This window comes from Microbacterium lacus (assembly GCF_044794305.1).
Classification (GTDB): Bacteria; Actinomycetota; Actinomycetes; order Actinomycetales; family Microbacteriaceae; genus Microbacterium; species Microbacterium lacus_B.
Genome location: NZ_CP084996.1, coordinates 2,180,998 through 2,198,253 on the forward strand (window position 1 = coordinate 2,180,998; position 17,256 = coordinate 2,198,253).

The window sequence follows — 17,256 nt, forward strand, 5'->3', positions numbered from 1 at the left end:
TCAGCACGAGCTGACCCGAACGACACCGTCCGACCCACCCACCCTCTCGCCGCTCCCCTCGAAGGAAGGCTCTCTTCGGCATGAACACTTTCACCCACACAGACCACGCACTGGTCACAATCGCCGCGAACATCGAGTCGTTCGGGCACGCGTACCCACACCACAACACCGTCGACGGCGTCTATCCGTTGAAGTCGGCAGAGCACGGCGAGCCACTCGGCGGCAACACGAGCTGGACCACTGGGTTCTGGCCGGGAATGCTCTGGCTCGCGTACGACATCAGCGGTGACGAGCGGTTCCACTCGGCGGCTTCCTCGCACGTGGCATCGTTCGTGGACCGCGCCGATCGCGACATCGACATGGATCACCACGACATGGGATTCCTCTACACCCTGTCGTGCACAACAGCGTGGCGGATGGACCGTGACCAGGCCGCGCGCCGCGCGGCCCTGATCGCCGCCGAGCACCTGATGGCCCGAGTGCTGGAACCCGCCGGAATCATCCAGGCGTGGGGCGACCTCTCCGATCCCGAGCAACAGGGTCGCACCATCATCGACTCGCTCATGAACCTTCCGCTGCTGTACTGGGCAACCGACACGACCGGCGACGCGCGTTTCGCGGACGCCGCGCTACGGCACGCAACGCAGCTCGCCGCCCACATCGTGCGCGCCGACGACTCCACCTTCCACACCTTCTACTGGGATGTCGTCACGGGGGAACCGCTGTACGGGCGGACCGATCAAGGGTTCGCGGACGACTCCTGCTGGGCCCGCGGCCAGGCGTGGGGAATCTACGGCTTCACACTCAGTTATCTCTCCAGCGGAGACACGCTGTTCCTGGACGCCGCACGCCGATGCGCCGACTACTTTCTCAGTCACCTGCCGTCCGATCACGTGCCGTATTGGGACCTCGGGTTCGGTGATGGTGACGGGCACCTGAGGGACAGCTCCGCGGCGGCGATCGCGGTGTGCGGGTTCGACGAACTCGCTCGCGCGACCGGCGAGGAGCGCTACCGCACGGCGGCCGTGGAGATCCTCGACGCCCTCGCCGCCGACTACACCCCCGAACCGGGCGACCCTGCCGATTGCCTCCTGCTTCAGGGTGTCTACCATTGGCACGCCAAGATCGGAATGGACGAGGGCAACCTCTGGGGCGACTACTACTACCTCGAAGCACTTGCCCGGCGTGCCGACCCCGAGTGGAAGTCGTACTGGCGTCGCTCTCCCCAGGACGCTGTCGCCTCATGATCCTCGATCAGTTCCGGCTCGATGGCCGCGCCGCTCTCGTGACCGGCGCCAGCCGCGGCCTCGGACAGGCAATGGCGATCGCCTTGGCCGAAGCCGGCGCCGACGTCGTCCTCGTTGCCAGCACCTCCTCCGCCGAGACCGCCGAACAGATTCACCGGCTCGGGCGCCGGGCGCACACGATCTCGGCGGATCTCTCGACGGCGACCGTCGCCGACCTGGAATCCATCGTGGCTCACGCCGTCAAAGCACACGGCCGCCTCGACATCCTTGTCAATAACGCCGGCATCATCCGCCGCGCACCCGCGTTGACGTTTTCCGAGCAGGACTGGGATGACGTCATCCAGATCAACCAGAAGGCCGCATTCTTCCTTGCCCAGGCCGCCGCTCGACGGATGACAACCACCGACGGCGGGCGCATTATCAACATCGCCTCATTGCTCAGCTACCAGGGGGGCGTCACCGTACCCTCCTATGCGGCGTCCAAGAGCGCCATCGCGGGGTTGACACGCGCCATGGCCAACGAGTGGGCAGTCGACGGCATCAACGTCAACGCCATCGTCCCGGGATATTTCGCGACCGACAACACCGCGCCACTCCGCGAAGATCCCGACCGCTCAGAGGCGATACTCCAGCGAATCCCCGCCGGGCGGTGGGGCTCCCCCGGCGACCTCGCCGGCGCCGTCGTCTTCCTCGCGTCGCCCGCTGCGAGCTACGTCCACGGGCACCTGCTGGCTGTCGACGGCGGCTGGCTGGCCCGCTGACCGCGACACCTCGTCGAGAACAAAGGAGCACCATGGACACCCGCAACGCCTGCGCACCCGAACACGTCGCCACCATGTCTACGTCAGAGCTGCGCCAGAGATTCCTCATCGACGACGTGTTCGTCGAGGGCGAGGTCACCTTCACGTACAGCCACCACGACCGCGTGATCATCGCGGGCGCGGCGCCGACCGGTGAACCCCTGACGCTTCCGACTCCCGCCGAACTGCACACCGACCATCTCTTCGACCTTCGCGAAGCCGGAGTGATCAACATCGGCGCCGAAGCCGTGGTCACCGTGAACGGAATCTCCTACACCGTCCCCCATCGTGGATGCCTCTACATCGGCCGCGGCAGCCAGGATGTCACGTTCGCCGCGCCCGGCCGCTTCTACCTGTTCAGCGCACCCGCACACGCCGCGCTGCCCACCACGCTCGTGGGCGAGGATCAGGCGAATGAGCTGGAACTCGGCGAACAGGAAACATCCAACCGACGCACACTTCGACAGCTCCTGTACAACGGCGACGTTGCGAGCTGCCAAGTGATGATGGGCGTCACCGAGCTTCACCCCGGCAGCATGTGGAATACCATGCCGGCGCACACCCACGACCGCCGGATGGAGGCGTACCTCTACTTCGACGTGGCCGACGATGCCCGCGTCGTGCACCTGATGGGAGAGCCCACGCAGACGCGACACCTGATCGTTGCCAATGAGCAGGCCGTGATCTCACCGAACTGGTCCATTCACAGCGGCGTCGGAACCCGCGCCTACAGCTTCATCTGGGCGATGGCGGGAGAGAACCAGGCGTTCTCCGACATGGACGCCTGCCCCATCACCGACATGGAGTGATCTGCTCATGACTGCCACCGCATCTGCTCGTACCCTGCTCCCTCCCCGGCTCGCGACAGGAAGAATCATCGCCGTGCTCCGCGCGCCGCGCGTCGATGCCCTCGCACCGGTGTGCGACGTGCTGGTCGAAGAGGGCATCCTCGGTCTCGAGCTCACACTGACCACCCCCGACCTGCTCGGCTCCGTGCGCCGACTGATCGACCGCTACTCCGGCAGCGCCGACGTCGGGCTCGGCACCGTCACCACCACCGAACAGGCGCAGCAGGGCATCGACGCGGGGGCGGCGTTCCTTGTCACCCCCGCGATGAACCTGCCCGTCATCGACCGGGCGGTAGCTTCTTCGATCGCGGTCATCCCCGGCGGCCTCACCCCATCAGAGCTGATCACCGGTTGGGATGCCGGAGCGACGGCGGTCAAGATCTTCCCCGCACAGACCGTGGGACCCGACTACCTGCGACACCTGCACGGCCCGTTTCCCGGCCTGCCTGCCGTCCCGTCAGGAGGGATCGACCTCGACTCCACGCACGACTGGCTAGCTGCCGGCGCGGTCGCCGTCAGCCTCGGTGGACCCCTACTAGGCGACGCCCTCACGGGCGGAGATCTTGAGCAGCTTCGTGAGCGGTGCCGTGCGATTCGCGCCGTCGTCGATCACGCCCCGCGCACATGAGGCATCGCACGATCGGGGCTCCGCCGCGCGTGCTCACCTTCGGTGAAGCGCTCGTCGGCTACGAGACCAGCGACGGCTCCCTGCGCACTGCCGAGCGCTTCACGCGTTTCCCCGGCGGAGCAGACTTGAATGTGGCGGTCGGCCTCGGTCGGCTCGGGGTCGCGGCCACTTGGGCAAGCGTGCTCGCGCGCGATGCGCACGGCGACTATCTGAACGATGCCGTGACCGCTCTGGGCGTCGACGCCGTCACAGTTCGCGCGGATGGTTCGACGGCGCTCATGTTCAAGGCGTCGGGTGCTCCTGGAGACCCGGAGGTGCTGCAGGTGCGTGGTGGCACCGCGTTCGCTCGGCATGCCGAACTCTTGATGCCGCACCTGCTTTCGTTGGACGGCATCGACCACGTTCACCTCACCGGCATCGTGTTGGCCATCTCCCCCGGCACACGTGCTGTCGCTTATGCGCTGCTGGAAGCGGCGGTGGCGGCTGGCGTCACGGTCTCGTTTGACCCGAATCTGCGGCTCAACCTGTGGCCGGACCCGGCAGAGATGCGCCGCGTGGTCAACGCCGTGGCAGCTCGGTGCACCATCGTGCTTCCCGGCCGAGGAGAAGCACAGTTGCTCACCGGCGTGGACGATCCGCGCGCGATCGCCGACTTCTATCTGGCCGCCGGGGCTCACGAGGTCGCCGTGAAACTGGGCGCCGCCGGAGCCGTCGCATACACCGCCGAGCTGTCGGCGCGATCCCGACCGTTCACTGTCAGCCCTGTTGACACCGTTGGTGCCGGCGACGGATTCGCCGCAGGTTACATCGCCGCGAAACTGTCGGGAGGAGGCCTGCAGGAACGCCTCGACCAGGCCGCCGCGGTCGGGGCGTTCGTGACAACGCGTGCCGGAGACCTCGCCGCGATGCCGAACCGTCAGGAGCTCGACGTCTTCCTCGCCGCCGACCGGATGCCGCAGAAGCCCCGATGAATCAGACCCGGAGTGGCTCGATCCTGGGTGCCGGGGATGCGGTTCTCGCGTTTGACGTCGGCGGGACGGATACCAAGTCCGCGCTGATTGATCGGAGTGGGTCTCTGCTCGTTGTGCGCCGCACTCCCACCGTGCGCAACATTCATGATCCGGCCGGGGCGATCGTGGAATCCATCGCGACGCTGTCCAGGATGCACCTCGACCAGTGGCCGCTCGTGATGCCTGCCGCGATCGGGGTCAGTGTGCCGGGGCTCGTCGACGAGCGCACCGGCATCGTTCACCTCGCAGCCAGTCTCGACTGGCAGGACGTGCCGATGCGCAGGCTCGTCGGCGAAGCCATCGGCCTGCCGGTGAGCTTCGGCCATGACGTCCGCGCGGCAGCGGCCGCTGAGTGTCGACTCGGTGCCGCGACCGGTGCCCGGACAGCGATCGTCGTTGCGATCGGCACGGGGGTGGCGGCATCCCTCGTCATTGATGGAGCTCCGCATTCAGGCGACGGCTACGCCGGTGAACTCGGCCACTCGCTCAGCGACCCGACGGGCGAACGCTGCCCGTGCGGGGCGGTCGGATGCCTCGAGACGATCGCATCAGCATCCGCCATTGCGCGGCGCTACAGCCTCAAGAGCGGAATCCGTGTCGCAGGCGCCCGAGAGGTGCTGCACGCGGCCAGCGCGGGTGATCCCACCGCCCGCGCAGTCTGGGCACAAGCCATCCAGGCACTCGCCGAAAGCCTCGCCCGACTGGTCGCCGTGATCGCACCCGAGATCATCGTGATCGGCGGTGGTCTCGCCCAGGCCGGGCCCGCCCTGCTCGACCCGCTCCGAGCGCACCTCGACGCGCTACTCAGCTTCCATCGCCGCCCCCGCCTCGAGCGCGCGGCATTCGGAGAGAACGCCGGACTGATCGGAACCGCGCTGCTGGCACGCGATGGTGCGCACGAGACCCTACACCTGACGAAAACAAGGAGGAAATGATGGCTGAAGTGGTCATCCTGGAGAACGAGCATTCGGCCGGAGACCTGGCCGCGAGTTACATTCTCGCCGCTATCGCCGAGCACCCCGACGTGGTGCTGGGGCTGGCGACAGGTTCATCGCCCGCGTCCACCTATGCCGCACTCACCCGCCGAGTCCGCGCCGAGGGCACCGACGTCAGCGGGGTGCGCGGGTTCGCCCTCGATGAGTATGTGGGGTTGCCGGCCGAACACCCGGAGTCGTATCGAGAGGTCATCCGTCGCGAAGTGATTCAGCCGATCGGCCTCGATCCAGCCCGCATCCACGTGCCCAACGGCGACATCGCCACAATCGCGGAGGCCAGCGGCGCCTTCGAACAGGCCATCGCCGAAGCCGGCGGGGTCGAGATCCAACTCCTCGGCATCGGGGCGTCGGGACACATCGGCTTCAACGAACCCGGATCCTCACTCGCGTCGGTCACCAGGGTGAAGACACTGACAGAGAAGACCCGTAACGACAACGCGCGCTTCTTCGACCGTCTCGACGACGTGCCCACGCACTGCATCACACAGGGGATCGGCACCATCCTCCGAGCCCGTCGCCTGATCCTCCTCGCCTTCGGCGAAGGTAAAGCGCACGCCCTCGCCGCAGCGGTCGAAGGACCCGTCAGCGCCTCGATTCCGGCATCGGCCATCCAGCTGCATCCACACGTCACCGTCATCGTCGACGAAGCCGCAGCCTCACACCTCCAGCACCACGCCTACTACCGCCACGCCTGGCAAAACCAGCCCGACTGGGCCGTACGCCTCGGCTGACTCAGGTCGCGCTGTATGTCGCGGTGCGGGCCATGCTCGCCCCGTCTGCGGCACGCGTCACTTCGACAGAGATCATCCCTGCGGGGATAGATGAAGCGCGGGTGTTGAAGCTCGCGACGCCACTCTTACCCGAGGCGACGACGGCGAACTCCTTGTCTCCGAAGGCTGTCTTCACTTTCAGCGAGACCGCGCCATTTCCACGGTTCGTCACCCTCACAGACAGATACACCGTCGAACCCATGTAACGGGGCTCAGCGATGACATCGATGGCGATGGCTCCGGTTCGGGCGCCGTCCTCGACGGCTACGAGGTTCAGCCCTCGCATTGTGTAGATCACACCGTCCTCGTCGATGTCGAGGTGCGGTCCGCTGTACCAGCCGCCGTCGATGTCGGCGACGACCGTGGACAGTTGCTGGCTGGCGGTGTCGACCCGGAACAGCGTGGTGTCAGACACGCCGTAGACCGTTCCGTCGAAATAGTTGAGCGCTCCGAAGTCGGTGGCGACCCCGCTCACGTCGACAACACGGACGACGGTTCTGCTCTGGAGGTCGATGACAACCAGTCCGCCCGCCCGCCTCCCGAGTCCGAACAGGTGGCGACCATCCGTCGCGAGTGCGGCGATTCCTGCGGGGAGGCCCGGATCGATACGCCACAGTTCAGCGCGCGCAATCGGGTCCCACGCGACGATCGTGCTCCGGGGCCCATCCACATAGATGTTGTCGCCACCCAGGTAGGCGATGCCGTCTGCCGTCGCCACGGCTCGCACCATCTGCCGAGAGTCGATCGGATTCACCGTGGTCGTGCTCGCCCCGCTCGCAGGGTGATAGGTGGTGAACGAGCCTCCACCGCCGGTGTCGTTCTGCGCCCCAAGCAGGACCAGTCCGTTCACCGCGTCCCAGCACACATCAAGTGGCCGGTTCTGACCCGTAGTGGGGGCAACGACCTGTGCAGGCGGCTGACCCGACGCAGGGTCGTACCGCCAAATGCCCTGCGAGTTGTACTGTCCGGTGTATAGGACACCGCCCACGATGACGCCGTCCTTTGCCTCGCCCGGCATGCGCAGATGAGTCTTGAGACCGGTGGCCAGGTCGAGCCGGCTCATCGCACCCGTACCGCCGACATAGACCGAACCCGCACCCGCAGCAATGCCCATCACGCTCTGCGGGTCGGCGGGAGCACCGACGTCGAGCAGCTCAGTCAGCGAGCTGGTCTTGGTCGCCGGATCGACCTCGGCGACGAACCCGTAAGCGGATGCTCCAACAAGGCGATCACCGACGAGGTCGAGTCCCCAGAGGGTGTCGAGGTTGCGCGTCTGAAGGTTGGTGATCTTCTTCGTGACTCGCGAGTAGGCCATCACGCTCGGGACCTTGATGTAGTAGATGTCATCGCCGCGGCGGCGAAGCTTCACCCCGGTCTGCGGAATGGTCTCGTATGTCGTCGGAGTCGTGAGGTTGATAAGGACGGACTTGCCGGGTCCCTTGAGTCCGACGCCGAGCAGATCGTCCAATACGGAGAGTGAGGTGACCGAGACAGCTGCCGAGAACTCAGACGGCAGGATGTCGATGAACGTGCGGGTGGTGCGGTCGAAGGCGAACAGCTTCGCCAAGCTCCCAGCGCCGCCTGCGAGGACCGACCCGGTGCCGAAGTACACCGTCGATGCGGTCGCCGCGACGGCCTGGGCGATCGTGGCCCCCGCATCTGGGATTCCCCAGTTCGTGACGGCCCCGGTCGCGGGGTCGACCTCCCACAGCGACGGCGGGTTCGTGGGCTCGCCGCCACCCGCGACGTAGATCTTGCCGTCGGGCGCGACCGCAAGGTCTCGGATGTCGCGATCACCGGTGGATGCGAGCGGCACCGCGGGTGTGGACGGCGTGGTGAGATCCCACCGGTGCACGCTCGCACCCGTGTCGTCGTCGGTACGGAGTGTGCCGATGTACAGCGCCCTCCCGTCCGGTGACGCCGCCATCGCCTGGATCGCGTAGCCGGAGGTGAGGTCGGTGCGGCTGGTCACTGTGCGCGTTGTCAGATCGAAGCCGATCACCCGCGCAGGCTGCAGGTTGCGCAACCCGATGTAGAGCGTGTTCCCAACGACGAGACTGCTCATCAGCGGGAACTGCACCACACCCGGCCCGAGGTCGCGGACGCGCACATCGCCGAGTGCGAGTGTGTTGGCGCTCTGCGCCAGCGCCGCACCGCCGGGTGGCAGCGCGATCGCGATCGCGACAGTGCACGCGGTGCCGATGAGCATTTGCCGTCGAGTGAGGTGGTTCGTCATTGAAGTAGTCGCTTCGTCCCGGTCGTCCGTGGTGGTCGTGCGGCTATTCGAACAGCGACAGTGTCAGCGTGGACGTGTAGTCACCTGCGGAGACCGTGGTGTCGGTTCGAAGGAACAGGTCGGCTGTCGCCGTCCACGATCCCTCCGTGGCGATCTCGCTCGAGTTCCACGCGCCGGCGAGAAGCTCCTTGTCGACGAGACCGACGTTGTTCGGTGCCGCATCATCGTCGATAACTGTCGCCACCTCAGGACCTTCGGTGACGAGGCCAGAGTCGCCGCCGTCGATGAGGCGAGGTGCCCAACCGAGGTGTCCGGCGTCGATCGGCGATTGCCCGGCGTCCCCGGTGAAGTCGCTTGCAGTGCCGAGCACGTACCAGGCGGCGGCTGCGGGAATCTCCTCCGCGGTGCGGGTATCGGTCACCGTGACGGTCGGCAGCTGGCCGGTGAACTGCCGAATGAGCGGGTCGCCGGACTCGCTCTCGGTCAGGGTTGCGGCGGTGCCGGCGATGGTCATCGCGAGCACTCCCGGCTCAGTGAGTTCGGTGATCGAGACGGTGACGTCGACATCACTGTCGTCGCCGACCGGATCCGCTGCGGTCGCGGCCGCAGTGCCGGCGGCGGTGAGAATAAGCGCGCCGAGCGCGGCCAGTGCAACTCGCAGACGAGCTGAGTCGTGCTTCGGAGTTTTCATTGCGATGTTTCCTCTCGTGGATGTTTCGGATTCGCGGTTCGGACGGTGGGTGGTCAGCCGCACGTGACCGCGTTGAAGACCGCCGGGTTGGAGGTCTCCATCCCGTCTGTCGCGGCCGTGGCCTGAACGGTGACCGCGCCGGAAGCCACGTCCGCTGCTCGGGTGTTGAAGGTCGCCATGGCGTTCTTTCCGGGAGCTACCGACGCGAACACCTTTTCGCCGTAGGGGGTGGTGATCGTCAGCGAGATCGGTTGGGGCTCGTCGTTCTTCGCCTTTACGACGAGGTGCGCTTTCGACCCCAGGCACCGAGCTTCCGCCACGATGTCTACGGCGATCGGTTGATCGTCGATCCGCACCAGGTTGCGCCCCTGCAGGGTGTAGAGGTTGCCGAGTTCGTCGTTGGTGATGTGTGCACCGCTGTACCACGCTCCGTTGATGTCCCGCACCACGTCGGTGGCGGCGAACGTCGTCGGGTGGAACCGGAACACGTTCTTTTCGGATGCTCCGTAGACGACGCCGCGGTTGGTCACGAGGGCTGCGAACCCGGTGCTGAATGAGCTGACGTCCGCAGTGTGCAGGACGGTGCGCTGCACGAGGTCGACGACGAAGAGTCCGCCCTTGCGGGTCAGTCCGTACAGGTGATCGCCTTGCACCGCGAGCGCGGAGATTCCGGCTCCGGGCATCGGCGCGATCCGCCAGAGCTCTTGGCCATTTACGGGGTCGAGTGCGACGACGGTGCCGGGACCGTCCGTGTTCTGGAGTCCGCCGCCAAGATAGGCAGCTCCGTCATGAGTGGCGACGGCTCGGACGTACTGCTGGGCGTCGATCGGGTTGACGAACATGTTCGATTCGCCGGTGTCGGGGTCATACGTCCACAGGGAACCGCCCCCGACGGTGTCGGACTGCACGCCGACGAGCGCAAGCTTGTTCACGTCGTCCCAGTGCACGTCTTGCGGCCGGTTCTGCTCGCCGGCGAAGTCGGCGACTTGGCGCAGCGGGAGCCCGTCGCTGGGGTCGTATCTCCAGATGCCCTGCGAGCTGTATTGGCCGGTGATGAGCATGCCGTTCACGGAGATGGCGTCCTTGGCCTCTCCCGGTGCACGCAGATAATCGACGGATCCGTCGGCGAGGTTGTGGTGCGCGATGGCGCCGGTCCCACCGACATATACCGAGCCGAGTCCCGCCGCCAGTCCCATGGCCGCCTGTGGTGAGGCCGGTGCGCCGGCAGTGACGAGGTCGGTGACGGTGGAGGTTCCCGCCACGGGATCGATTTCGGCCACGAAGCCGAACGCGGAGGTGACGACGAGTTTGTCGCGCGCGCTGGAGACTCCCCAGATCTCGCCGAGGGAAGGCCCGTCGAACGAGACCTGCCCGATCGCACCCGACGTGGGTGAGTACGACATCATGCCGGCTTCGTTGGCGAAGTAGACGGTGTCGCCGATCATCGCGAACTTCTTTGCGGTCTTGCCGATCGATGTCGCGATCGAGTAGCTGGTGTGGTCGGCGAGACTCATCGCGGCCACCTTCGACTCCTCGGTGGACGCAGCGGATCCCACCAGGAGCCTGTCGTCGAAGACGGCCAGTTCGCGGATGCTCGGATCGTTCTGCATCTCGGCGGGTGTGATGTTGGTGGAGACGCCGGTCGCGCGATCGTAGGCGTACAGGCCAGCACGTGCGGCGCCGCCGCCGAAGAGCGTTCCACCGCCGTAGAAGACCGTGGTCTCGGTGGCCGCCACCGCCCGGGCGCCGGTCGCCGCCGGGTCGGGGGCACCGAGGTTGCTCACCTGGCCGGTCGCGGGATCGTACTCCCACAGTGGCGGTGGCGTCGGGCCCCCATCTCCGACCGCGAACACGTGGCCGTCGGGCGCAACGGTGATCGCACGCACATTGCGATTCTCGATCCGGCCGACAGCGACGGCGGGCTCGTCGGGCGTCGTGACGTCCCAGCGGTAGAGGTTGGGCTGAGTCCCAGCGGCATTCTGGAGCACGCCCGCGTAGACGTACCGGCCAGTGGGGTCGACTGCCATGGCCTGCAGAGAGTGGCCCGTCTCGAGATACGTGACCGCGGTCACCTCACCGCTCGGAAGGTCGACCGCGACGATTCGCGCCGGTTCAACGTTGCGTGATCCCACGTACACGGTGTCGCCGATCGTCACCGAACTCATCAACGAGAACTGGACGACGGCGGGACCGAGATCATCGATCTGCGTTGAGCCGGCTACGGCTGCGGGAGCCGCAGTCGGCGCCGCGGTCGCGGACGCGCCGCCACTCAGCACGGCGGCGACGGCGATGAATCCGCCGACCTGCAGGACGGACCTTCGAGCGAGCTGCGTTAGTTGCATGAGAACTCCTCCGCTTTTGACACGGGCATCGTTGTCTCGAGGCGACTGATTCGACAGGCGCCATCGGGGTGTTTCGGCACCGCTCCACGCTGGTCGGGCCGCTCGTCCTGCGCTCGCTCCTTGAGCGCGAAGATGATGACCGCTAGTGAATGTCACGCCGAGACGTGTCGCAACGAAATGGCATGAGAATGAACAAATCTGAACACTGACGATTCCGGCGCCGATCAGGGGAGAAGCCCTGCGGCAGGTGCGCACTCCAAATCTGCGGCCTACGATCGCTCTCGAAAGGTGATGACGCCATGATCCAACTAGCAGCGGGCACCAGAGGGTTTTGGGCAGCGATGCTCGCCATAGGGTTGGTCGCCGCGATTCCGACAGCCTCGGCCGCAGCCGCCAATGAGATGAACCTCATGCCGGCGGACGACCAATCCGACACCGTCAGCTGGGCGGTGCGCCCCGCGGATGAGGCTGGTCCGGACGGTCGCTCATGGATCGAACTCGAGCTCGAACCCGGGCAGGCCGCCACCGAGCACCTCGCCGTGCGGAACCTCGGCAAACAGGACGTCACATTCTCGGTCACGGGCGCTGACGGGTATTTCACTCCTTCGGGCCGTTTCAACATCCTTCCGTCTTCGGAGGAGTCGGTGGATGCGGGCACCTGGTTGACCGTGGCGCCGACGGTCACCGTCCCAGCGGGAGGAACGGCCGTGGTGGCTTTCCAGATCGAGGTTCCCGCCGACGCAACACCCGGAGACCACGCCGCTGGCATCGCCGCGTCAGTTCTTACTGAGGGCAGCGCGGACGGCGCAACCGTGGCGGTGGAGAGTCGCGTCGGCTTCCGAGTAATGGTGCGCGTCGCCGGGGAGCTGACGCCGCAGCTCGGAGTTACGGCATCCGGCACGTACTTCACGGACTGGAATCCCCTGGATCCCGGAACGGTACAACTGTCCTACACCCTGGAGAACACGGGAAACGTCCGAATAGTCGCAGAGGCGACTGCCGAGAACGGTCATCTCGTCGATGGCGATGGCGATGGCGATGGCGATGGCGACACTGAACTCCTTCCGGGCGATCGACGTTCGCACCAGATCCGGATACCGCAGGTGTGGCCCGTTGGCATGGTGACCGTCCCGGTCACCGTGGAGCGCTCGATCGTGCTGCCCAATGGGGAGGTGCAGCCCCTTGAGCCGGTGATCCGAACCGTCACGCTGTGGGCTATCCCGTGGCCCCAGTTGCTCATCGTCGCCGGCTTCGCCCTGATCACCGTGGCGCTTGTATGGCGGGGAAAGCGCAGTACTCGTCGCATCGAGATTCTCGTTGCCCGGGCGCGCGAGGAGGGCCGCCTCTCAGCTGGCGAGAACGACTGAGAAGCCGGGGTTCGTGACGCCGACCCTCGTGGGGCGCTCACGGTGGTACACGCGACCGATGGCTATACGGCCATGACACCAAGCTCACTCAGCGACGTTTTTCCCGCTGGGAACCCTGACCTGCACGACCAATCTCCCATGGATGCGCCGCATCGAGATCATCAGCGCGTGGCGGCCGTCAATCCGATCGGTTTCTCGTCGGTGCCCTTGATGACCCAGTGAACGACAGCGACAGCGAGAACGCCGATGACGGGCGTGAGGAAAGTGGCCCAGGCAAGGCCGAGAGGGGCGAAGCCGACCGAGAACGCGGATACATCCCAGATGCCGTGTAGCGCCATTGCCCAGATGAGCGAGCCCGTCACCCGTCGCACGATGTAGAAGCACGTGCCCGACATCGCGGCGATGACCACTTGTCCGAGCGTACTTGCGAGTGGGGCGCCAAGTGCCGCATTGATCAAGTGCATGGCACCGAAGAGAAGGGAGGTGAGAAGCCACACCCAGACCTCTGACAGGCGTGAGCGGAACGCTGTCAACAGGAGTCCCCGTGACAGCAGTTCTTCGCAGAACCCGACGGCGACCCCGAGCGCGAGAAGGGACAAGATGAAGGATGCATCGAACTTTGACCAGTCGGTGTTGGACAGGTTCAGGATGGCAACGACGAGCATGATCGCGGGGACGAAGATCGGCCACTTGTGATGCGAGCGTTTCCGCTCGAAGAGCGCTGGCTTCCACCAGCCCAACAACCATGTGGTGGCGGCGAGGAGTACCGCACCAACCGCGAGGTCGAGGACCGCTCCACGCCAGGTGAACTCGGCGGACTTCCCGATGTCTGTGTATTCCACTCCGCTGAGTCTTGAGACGACGTAGATGACCAGGACGTATCCGACGTAGATCGCCAAGCCGATCCAGATGCGTGGAGTGACGCGCATGCGCTGTTGCCTCTCGGTCATGTGAAGGTCCTGCGGAGTACATTGCGAGACGGCATTCGCGATAGCTGCGCAGCTCGGCGAGGAACTCGAATCATCAACATAGCGGTTCAGGCGGCAGAGTCAGAGCAGGTCCGGATGCCGGTCAATCAGTTGCACGCGATGTTGGCGCAGACCGGATACCTGTGACACCTACAGCCGGCGCAGGGCGGATTGTGGAACATCACCGACACGCGAGTGCGGGTCGACGAGGGTGTCGACGCGGTGTACGTCGACGGATCCGCGCCGGAACCGATGGCGATCATCGGCGGCATCGTCCACCGAGTCGTCCGCACCGACTATTCGTGGGAAGCGCAATTGACCGGGCGCCTCGCGACGAGGCTCTCGACCGCCGAGTACGACGGCAGGAGATGGCCCGTCGCGATCACGACCGCACGGGGGCGATCTCGCTGAATGGTGCGCGCGGAGTGGCCTGCGGCGTTGGCCCGCACGAAGCTGAATCGCTCTGTGTACACCAATGTGTACACCTGCCCCACTCACACCCCATAAAACCGCATATTTTCGGGGTTCTTCAACCCTCTAGGAAACCGAAACCCCGGCTTCCCAAGCAGGCCACGCGGGTTCGATTCCCGTCAGTCCCTCAGCGACACCCCCGGAATTCCGGGGGTTTCTCGTTGGCCGCGGTACGTCGCGATCGATGCGCACTACAGCGCCCGGCGCGGTCGGTACATCCCGACGATCATCGTCAACAAGGCGCTCTCGGACGAGTTCGATGAGGATCGCCTCCGGCACACCGCGCCGCAAGCGATCATGCAAGCCGCGATCCCCCACTGCATCGCGGTGCGTCTCGAAGACGCTCCGGATGCGAAGTGGGTCACCGTCGCAGATCTCACCACCGGCGAGGGACGCATCGTGCCACCGTGGCTTGCCGCAGCGGTCGTGAAGCGTGGGATGAAGGACGAGCGGTGGGACGTCATCGAGATCCTCTACGGCACCGCCGCACTCTCGGATCTGCCGCCCGTGAAGCTCATCTCTCTCGAGCTGAGCGTGCCCGAGCGCACCGCTTCGGACTGGATCAAGAAGGCGCGGGATGCTGGGCGCCTGGTGGGTTGACATCAAATGTCGGTCGACCGGTGAGTGACTAGTGTTCTGAACTCAACTGTCACGGCGCCCACCGTGGTGGCGCTCGACCATGTGTCCGCTGCCGCGTCTGTCGGGATCAGCCCGTCGAGGTTGCGGCACCATGTGCGGCTCGGGGATATCACCCCGCACTTCTCGGGAACGAAGCCGCTGTACTCCGTGAAAGACCTCCAGCGGTTTGTGGACGGGTTGCCGGTCAAGCCGGAGCACCTCCCAGACGTGTAGCGCGGCTGAACTGGGCGAGTGAGGGAACGTTGTTCGCCGCGACCACTCTCGGGCGTCAGTGGGCAATGAGGGTCTTGCATTCGAAACTCCGCAGCACCCGGTTTTCGATCAAAGCGGCTAGCGAGCACAAGGCCGCCGCCGAGGAGCTCCTCGCCTGGATGGCCGAGCCGGAGCAGGCGGTGGCATCTGGGGACTTCAACGCGATGATTCCTTGCGGCAGAGCGCTTGGATCGCAATTTCTCGAGACCTGTCCTGGCAGCCGCCAGTGGACGACTGGGGTCGAGTGACAGTTCTTACATATATTCTGGTAGACCAGATACTCGGTTCGCCCAACCGGCAAAAGACATCCAAGCATCCGAAACCCTTGTTTTCGTTACAAAGCCGAAACATGTAGGACTTCCGCCTGATTCCTCTTTTTGGCAGTTTGTATACCAACCGCTGCTTCATCCCAAAGAAAGGCCTGAAGTGAAACTCACCCGCACACGCCGATTCGCCGCCGCCGCCGCCGTCTTCGCGGTCGTTGCCCTGACTGCGTCTTGTACGTCGACCGCCGCCGCTCCCCAAAGCGACTCTTCGGTCGTCGTCGTGGGGTTTGGTGGCATCGACACTCTCGACCCGATCCTCGCGGACCAATCGCAGAGCCTGTGGCCAAGCAACGCGTTGTACGACCCCCTCATCTCGTACGACGCGGCCGGCGCTCTCCTGCCGCGGCTTGCCGAGTCATGGGAGACCTCGCCCGACGCGACTCAACTCACCTTCACTTTGCGCGATGACGTCACGTTCAGCAGTGGCAATCCGCTTACCGCTGCGGATGTGCTGTACACACTGGACCGCACGCAGCAGGTAGGCACGGGAGTGGCATCTCTGCTCGCCGACTACGTTTCGGCGGAGGCGATCGACGATCACACCGTCGTCATCACGCTAGACCGGCCCAACGCGATCTTTCTGGGTGGCCTCAGCCGTATCTTCATCCTTGACTCGGCGATCATGATCGAGAACGAGGGCGGCGACAACGGGCAGACATACCTGGCGACTAACGCAGCCGGCACCGGCGCCTATACGCTCACCGACTTCCGGCAGGGCGCAGACGTAACTCTCGCCGTCCGGGACGACTACCACGCCACCGAGGACGGCAGGCCCGAGACGATCGTGCTACGGGCGACGGGCGACGAGACCGCCGGCCGCAATGCGCTTCTTGCGGGGGAGCTGGATCTATTCAGCATGAATCCAACCGGTGCCGCTGCGTTCGCGGCCGATGATGAGTTCACAGTGATCGACAAAGCCGACAGCGGCCAAATGTACGCGTTCCTGAATACGCAGAGTCCGGAGCTCGCTGACGTCCGCGTGCGCCAGGCCATTGCCCACGCGTTCGACTATGAGGGTCAGATCCAGGCTATGGGCGGCAACGCCGAGCTCGCCACGGGGATCCTGCCGTGGGATGTCACGTGCCGTGCCAACTTGACCCCCGCGGAACAAGATGCCGACGCCGCGGCCGCGCTGCTTTCAGACGCCGGGGTCGAGGACCTCTCCATAGTGGTCCAGTACCAGACATGGAATGACGCCTTCGTGTCGGCAGCGACGCTCCTCCAGTCAAACCTGGCGGACATCGGCGTTGACGTGGAGCTCCAGACCATTACCTACGAGACCTACGTGGCCTCACTGGCAGCTGTAGAAACGACACCTGACGTCATGATCCTGTCGGACTTTACGCTCTACCCCGACGCGGGGACCATGCTGGATCGCACCTACGCGACGCGCACGATCGGTCTCGGCTCGAACTTCGGCAACTACACCAACCCGAAGGTCGACGAGCTGCTGACCGCCGCGCTCGCGGAGTCCGACGAGCCAGCACGTTGCGGCCTCTATAACGAGATCGAGGAGATCGTCAGTGCTGACACGGTCAGTCTGAACATCGCCTCCTCCGTCTCCAGCTACATCGCACGCGACGGCATTTCCGGCTACGGCGACAGTAATTCGATCGACGCCATCGACCTGCGCGAACTACGCGTCGGCTGAGCGTAGGGACTTGCA

At 65.4% G+C, this 17,256-nt stretch carries 15 protein-coding genes; 11 read left to right on the forward strand and 4 right to left on the reverse strand.

Annotated features, from left to right (window positions below; genetic code table 11):
* Window positions 1–80: 80 nt before the first annotated feature.
* The 7 genes from LG299_RS10375 to nagB are packed head-to-tail and all read left to right on the forward strand — an operon-like array spanning window position 81 to window position 6,259.
* Window positions 81–1,247 (forward strand): glycoside hydrolase family 88 protein, encoded by a 1,167-nt coding sequence (locus LG299_RS10375; protein WP_404429903.1) that lies wholly within the window; start codon window positions 81–83, stop codon window positions 1,245–1,247.
* Window positions 1,244–2,008: a 2-dehydro-3-deoxy-D-gluconate 5-dehydrogenase KduD gene (kduD, locus tag LG299_RS10380; RefSeq protein WP_404429905.1), complete on the forward strand. Its 765-nt coding sequence runs from the start codon at window positions 1,244–1,246 to the stop codon at window positions 2,006–2,008. Before LG299_RS10375 ends, kduD begins: the two co-directional genes overlap by 4 nt.
* A gap of 32 nt (window positions 2,009–2,040) precedes the next feature.
* A complete protein-coding gene (gene kduI / locus LG299_RS10385) occupies window positions 2,041–2,856 on the forward strand; it encodes a 5-dehydro-4-deoxy-D-glucuronate isomerase (RefSeq protein WP_404429907.1) in 816 nt (271 codons plus the stop codon).
* A 7-nt stretch (window positions 2,857–2,863) separates the two neighbouring features.
* Window positions 2,864–3,523, forward strand: a complete 660-nt coding sequence (locus tag LG299_RS10390) for a bifunctional 4-hydroxy-2-oxoglutarate aldolase/2-dehydro-3-deoxy-phosphogluconate aldolase (protein ID WP_404429909.1) — start codon at window positions 2,864–2,866, stop codon at window positions 3,521–3,523.
* Window positions 3,520–4,494, forward strand: coding sequence for a sugar kinase (locus LG299_RS10395; RefSeq protein ID WP_404429911.1), 975 nt, complete (start codon window positions 3,520–3,522; stop codon window positions 4,492–4,494). Before LG299_RS10390 ends, LG299_RS10395 begins: the two co-directional genes overlap by 4 nt.
* Window positions 4,491–5,468 carry an ROK family protein gene (locus LG299_RS10400; RefSeq protein WP_404429913.1) on the forward strand — a complete coding sequence of 326 codons (978 nt, stop codon included), beginning with the start codon at window positions 4,491–4,493 and terminating at the stop codon, window positions 5,466–5,468. The genes LG299_RS10395 and LG299_RS10400 overlap by 4 nt, the downstream gene beginning before the upstream one ends.
* On the forward strand, window positions 5,468–6,259 hold the full coding sequence (gene nagB, locus LG299_RS10405) for a glucosamine-6-phosphate deaminase (protein WP_404429915.1): 792 nt from the start codon (window positions 5,468–5,470) through the stop codon (window positions 6,257–6,259). The genes LG299_RS10400 and nagB overlap by 1 nt, the downstream gene beginning before the upstream one ends.
* A 1-nt stretch (window position 6,260) precedes the next feature.
* Here the strand turns inward: nagB and LG299_RS10410 are convergent, their stop codons facing one another.
* The 3 genes from LG299_RS10410 to LG299_RS10420 are packed head-to-tail and all read right to left on the reverse strand — an operon-like array spanning window position 6,261 to window position 11,567.
* Window positions 6,261–8,534 (reverse strand): hypothetical protein, encoded by a 2,274-nt coding sequence (locus LG299_RS10410; RefSeq protein ID WP_404429917.1) that lies wholly within the window; start codon window positions 8,532–8,534, stop codon window positions 6,261–6,263.
* 43 nt (window positions 8,535–8,577) lie between these two features.
* Window positions 8,578–9,225, reverse strand: coding sequence for a hypothetical protein (locus LG299_RS10415; RefSeq protein ID WP_404429919.1), 648 nt, complete (start codon window positions 9,223–9,225; stop codon window positions 8,578–8,580).
* A 53-nt stretch (window positions 9,226–9,278) separates the two neighbouring features.
* Entirely contained in the window at window positions 9,279–11,567 is a 2,289-nt protein-coding gene (locus LG299_RS10420; RefSeq protein ID WP_404429921.1) for a PQQ-binding-like beta-propeller repeat protein, read from the reverse strand.
* Between the two features lie 299 nt (window positions 11,568–11,866).
* On the opposite strand from LG299_RS10420, the gene LG299_RS10425 reads away from it, so the two are divergent.
* Window positions 11,867–12,934, forward strand: a complete 1,068-nt coding sequence (locus LG299_RS10425) for a WxL protein peptidoglycan domain-containing protein (protein WP_404429923.1) — start codon at window positions 11,867–11,869, stop codon at window positions 12,932–12,934.
* A gap of 161 nt (window positions 12,935–13,095) precedes the next feature.
* On the opposite strand, the gene LG299_RS10430 is transcribed toward LG299_RS10425, so the two are convergent.
* A complete protein-coding gene (locus LG299_RS10430) occupies window positions 13,096–13,884 on the reverse strand; it encodes a lysostaphin resistance A-like protein (RefSeq protein ID WP_404429925.1) in 789 nt (262 codons plus the stop codon).
* Between the two features lie 189 nt (window positions 13,885–14,073).
* On the opposite strand from LG299_RS10430, the gene LG299_RS10435 reads away from it, so the two are divergent.
* The 3 genes from LG299_RS10435 (at window position 14,074) to LG299_RS10445 (ending at window position 17,241) form a co-directional block, all read left to right on the forward strand.
* Window positions 14,074–14,313, forward strand: coding sequence for a hypothetical protein (locus LG299_RS10435; protein WP_404429927.1), 240 nt, complete (start codon window positions 14,074–14,076; stop codon window positions 14,311–14,313).
* Between the two features lie 357 nt (window positions 14,314–14,670).
* Window positions 14,671–14,973 (forward strand): hypothetical protein, encoded by a 303-nt coding sequence (locus LG299_RS10440; RefSeq protein WP_404429929.1) that lies wholly within the window; start codon window positions 14,671–14,673, stop codon window positions 14,971–14,973.
* Window positions 14,974–15,690: 717 nt separating this feature from the next.
* Complete coding sequence (locus LG299_RS10445; protein WP_404429931.1) at window positions 15,691–17,241, forward strand: ABC transporter substrate-binding protein; 1,551 nt, start codon at window positions 15,691–15,693, stop codon at window positions 17,239–17,241.
* Window positions 17,242–17,256 lie beyond the last annotated feature (15 nt).

What these genes read in the sequence shown, in the direction of transcription:
- LG299_RS10375 (WP_404429903.1), top strand. Translation starts at nt 81, where the DNA reads ATGAACACTTTCACCCACACAGACCACGCACTGGTCACAATCGCCGCG.
- kduD (WP_404429905.1), top strand. Translation starts at nt 1,244, where the DNA reads ATGATCCTCGATCAGTTCCGGCTCGATGGCCGCGCCGCTCTCGTGACC.
- kduI (WP_404429907.1), top strand. Translation starts at nt 2,041, where the DNA reads ATGGACACCCGCAACGCCTGCGCACCCGAACACGTCGCCACCATGTCT.
- LG299_RS10390 (WP_404429909.1), top strand. Translation starts at nt 2,864, where the DNA reads ATGACTGCCACCGCATCTGCTCGTACCCTGCTCCCTCCCCGGCTCGCG.
- LG299_RS10395 (WP_404429911.1), top strand. Translation starts at nt 3,520, where the DNA reads ATGAGGCATCGCACGATCGGGGCTCCGCCGCGCGTGCTCACCTTCGGT.
- LG299_RS10400 (WP_404429913.1), top strand. Translation starts at nt 4,491, where the DNA reads ATGAATCAGACCCGGAGTGGCTCGATCCTGGGTGCCGGGGATGCGGTT.
- nagB (WP_404429915.1), top strand. Translation starts at nt 5,468, where the DNA reads ATGGCTGAAGTGGTCATCCTGGAGAACGAGCATTCGGCCGGAGACCTG.
- LG299_RS10410 (WP_404429917.1), bottom strand. Translation starts at nt 8,534, where the DNA reads ATGACGAACCACCTCACTCGACGGCAAATGCTCATCGGCACCGCGTGC.
- LG299_RS10415 (WP_404429919.1), bottom strand. Translation starts at nt 9,225, where the DNA reads ATGAAAACTCCGAAGCACGACTCAGCTCGTCTGCGAGTTGCACTGGCC.
- LG299_RS10420 (WP_404429921.1), bottom strand. Translation starts at nt 11,567, where the DNA reads ATGCAACTAACGCAGCTCGCTCGAAGGTCCGTCCTGCAGGTCGGCGGA.
- LG299_RS10425 (WP_404429923.1), top strand. Translation starts at nt 11,867, where the DNA reads ATGATCCAACTAGCAGCGGGCACCAGAGGGTTTTGGGCAGCGATGCTC.
- LG299_RS10430 (WP_404429925.1), bottom strand. Translation starts at nt 13,884, where the DNA reads ATGACCGAGAGGCAACAGCGCATGCGCGTCACTCCACGCATCTGGATC.
- LG299_RS10440 (WP_404429929.1), top strand. Translation starts at nt 14,671, where the DNA reads ATGCAAGCCGCGATCCCCCACTGCATCGCGGTGCGTCTCGAAGACGCT.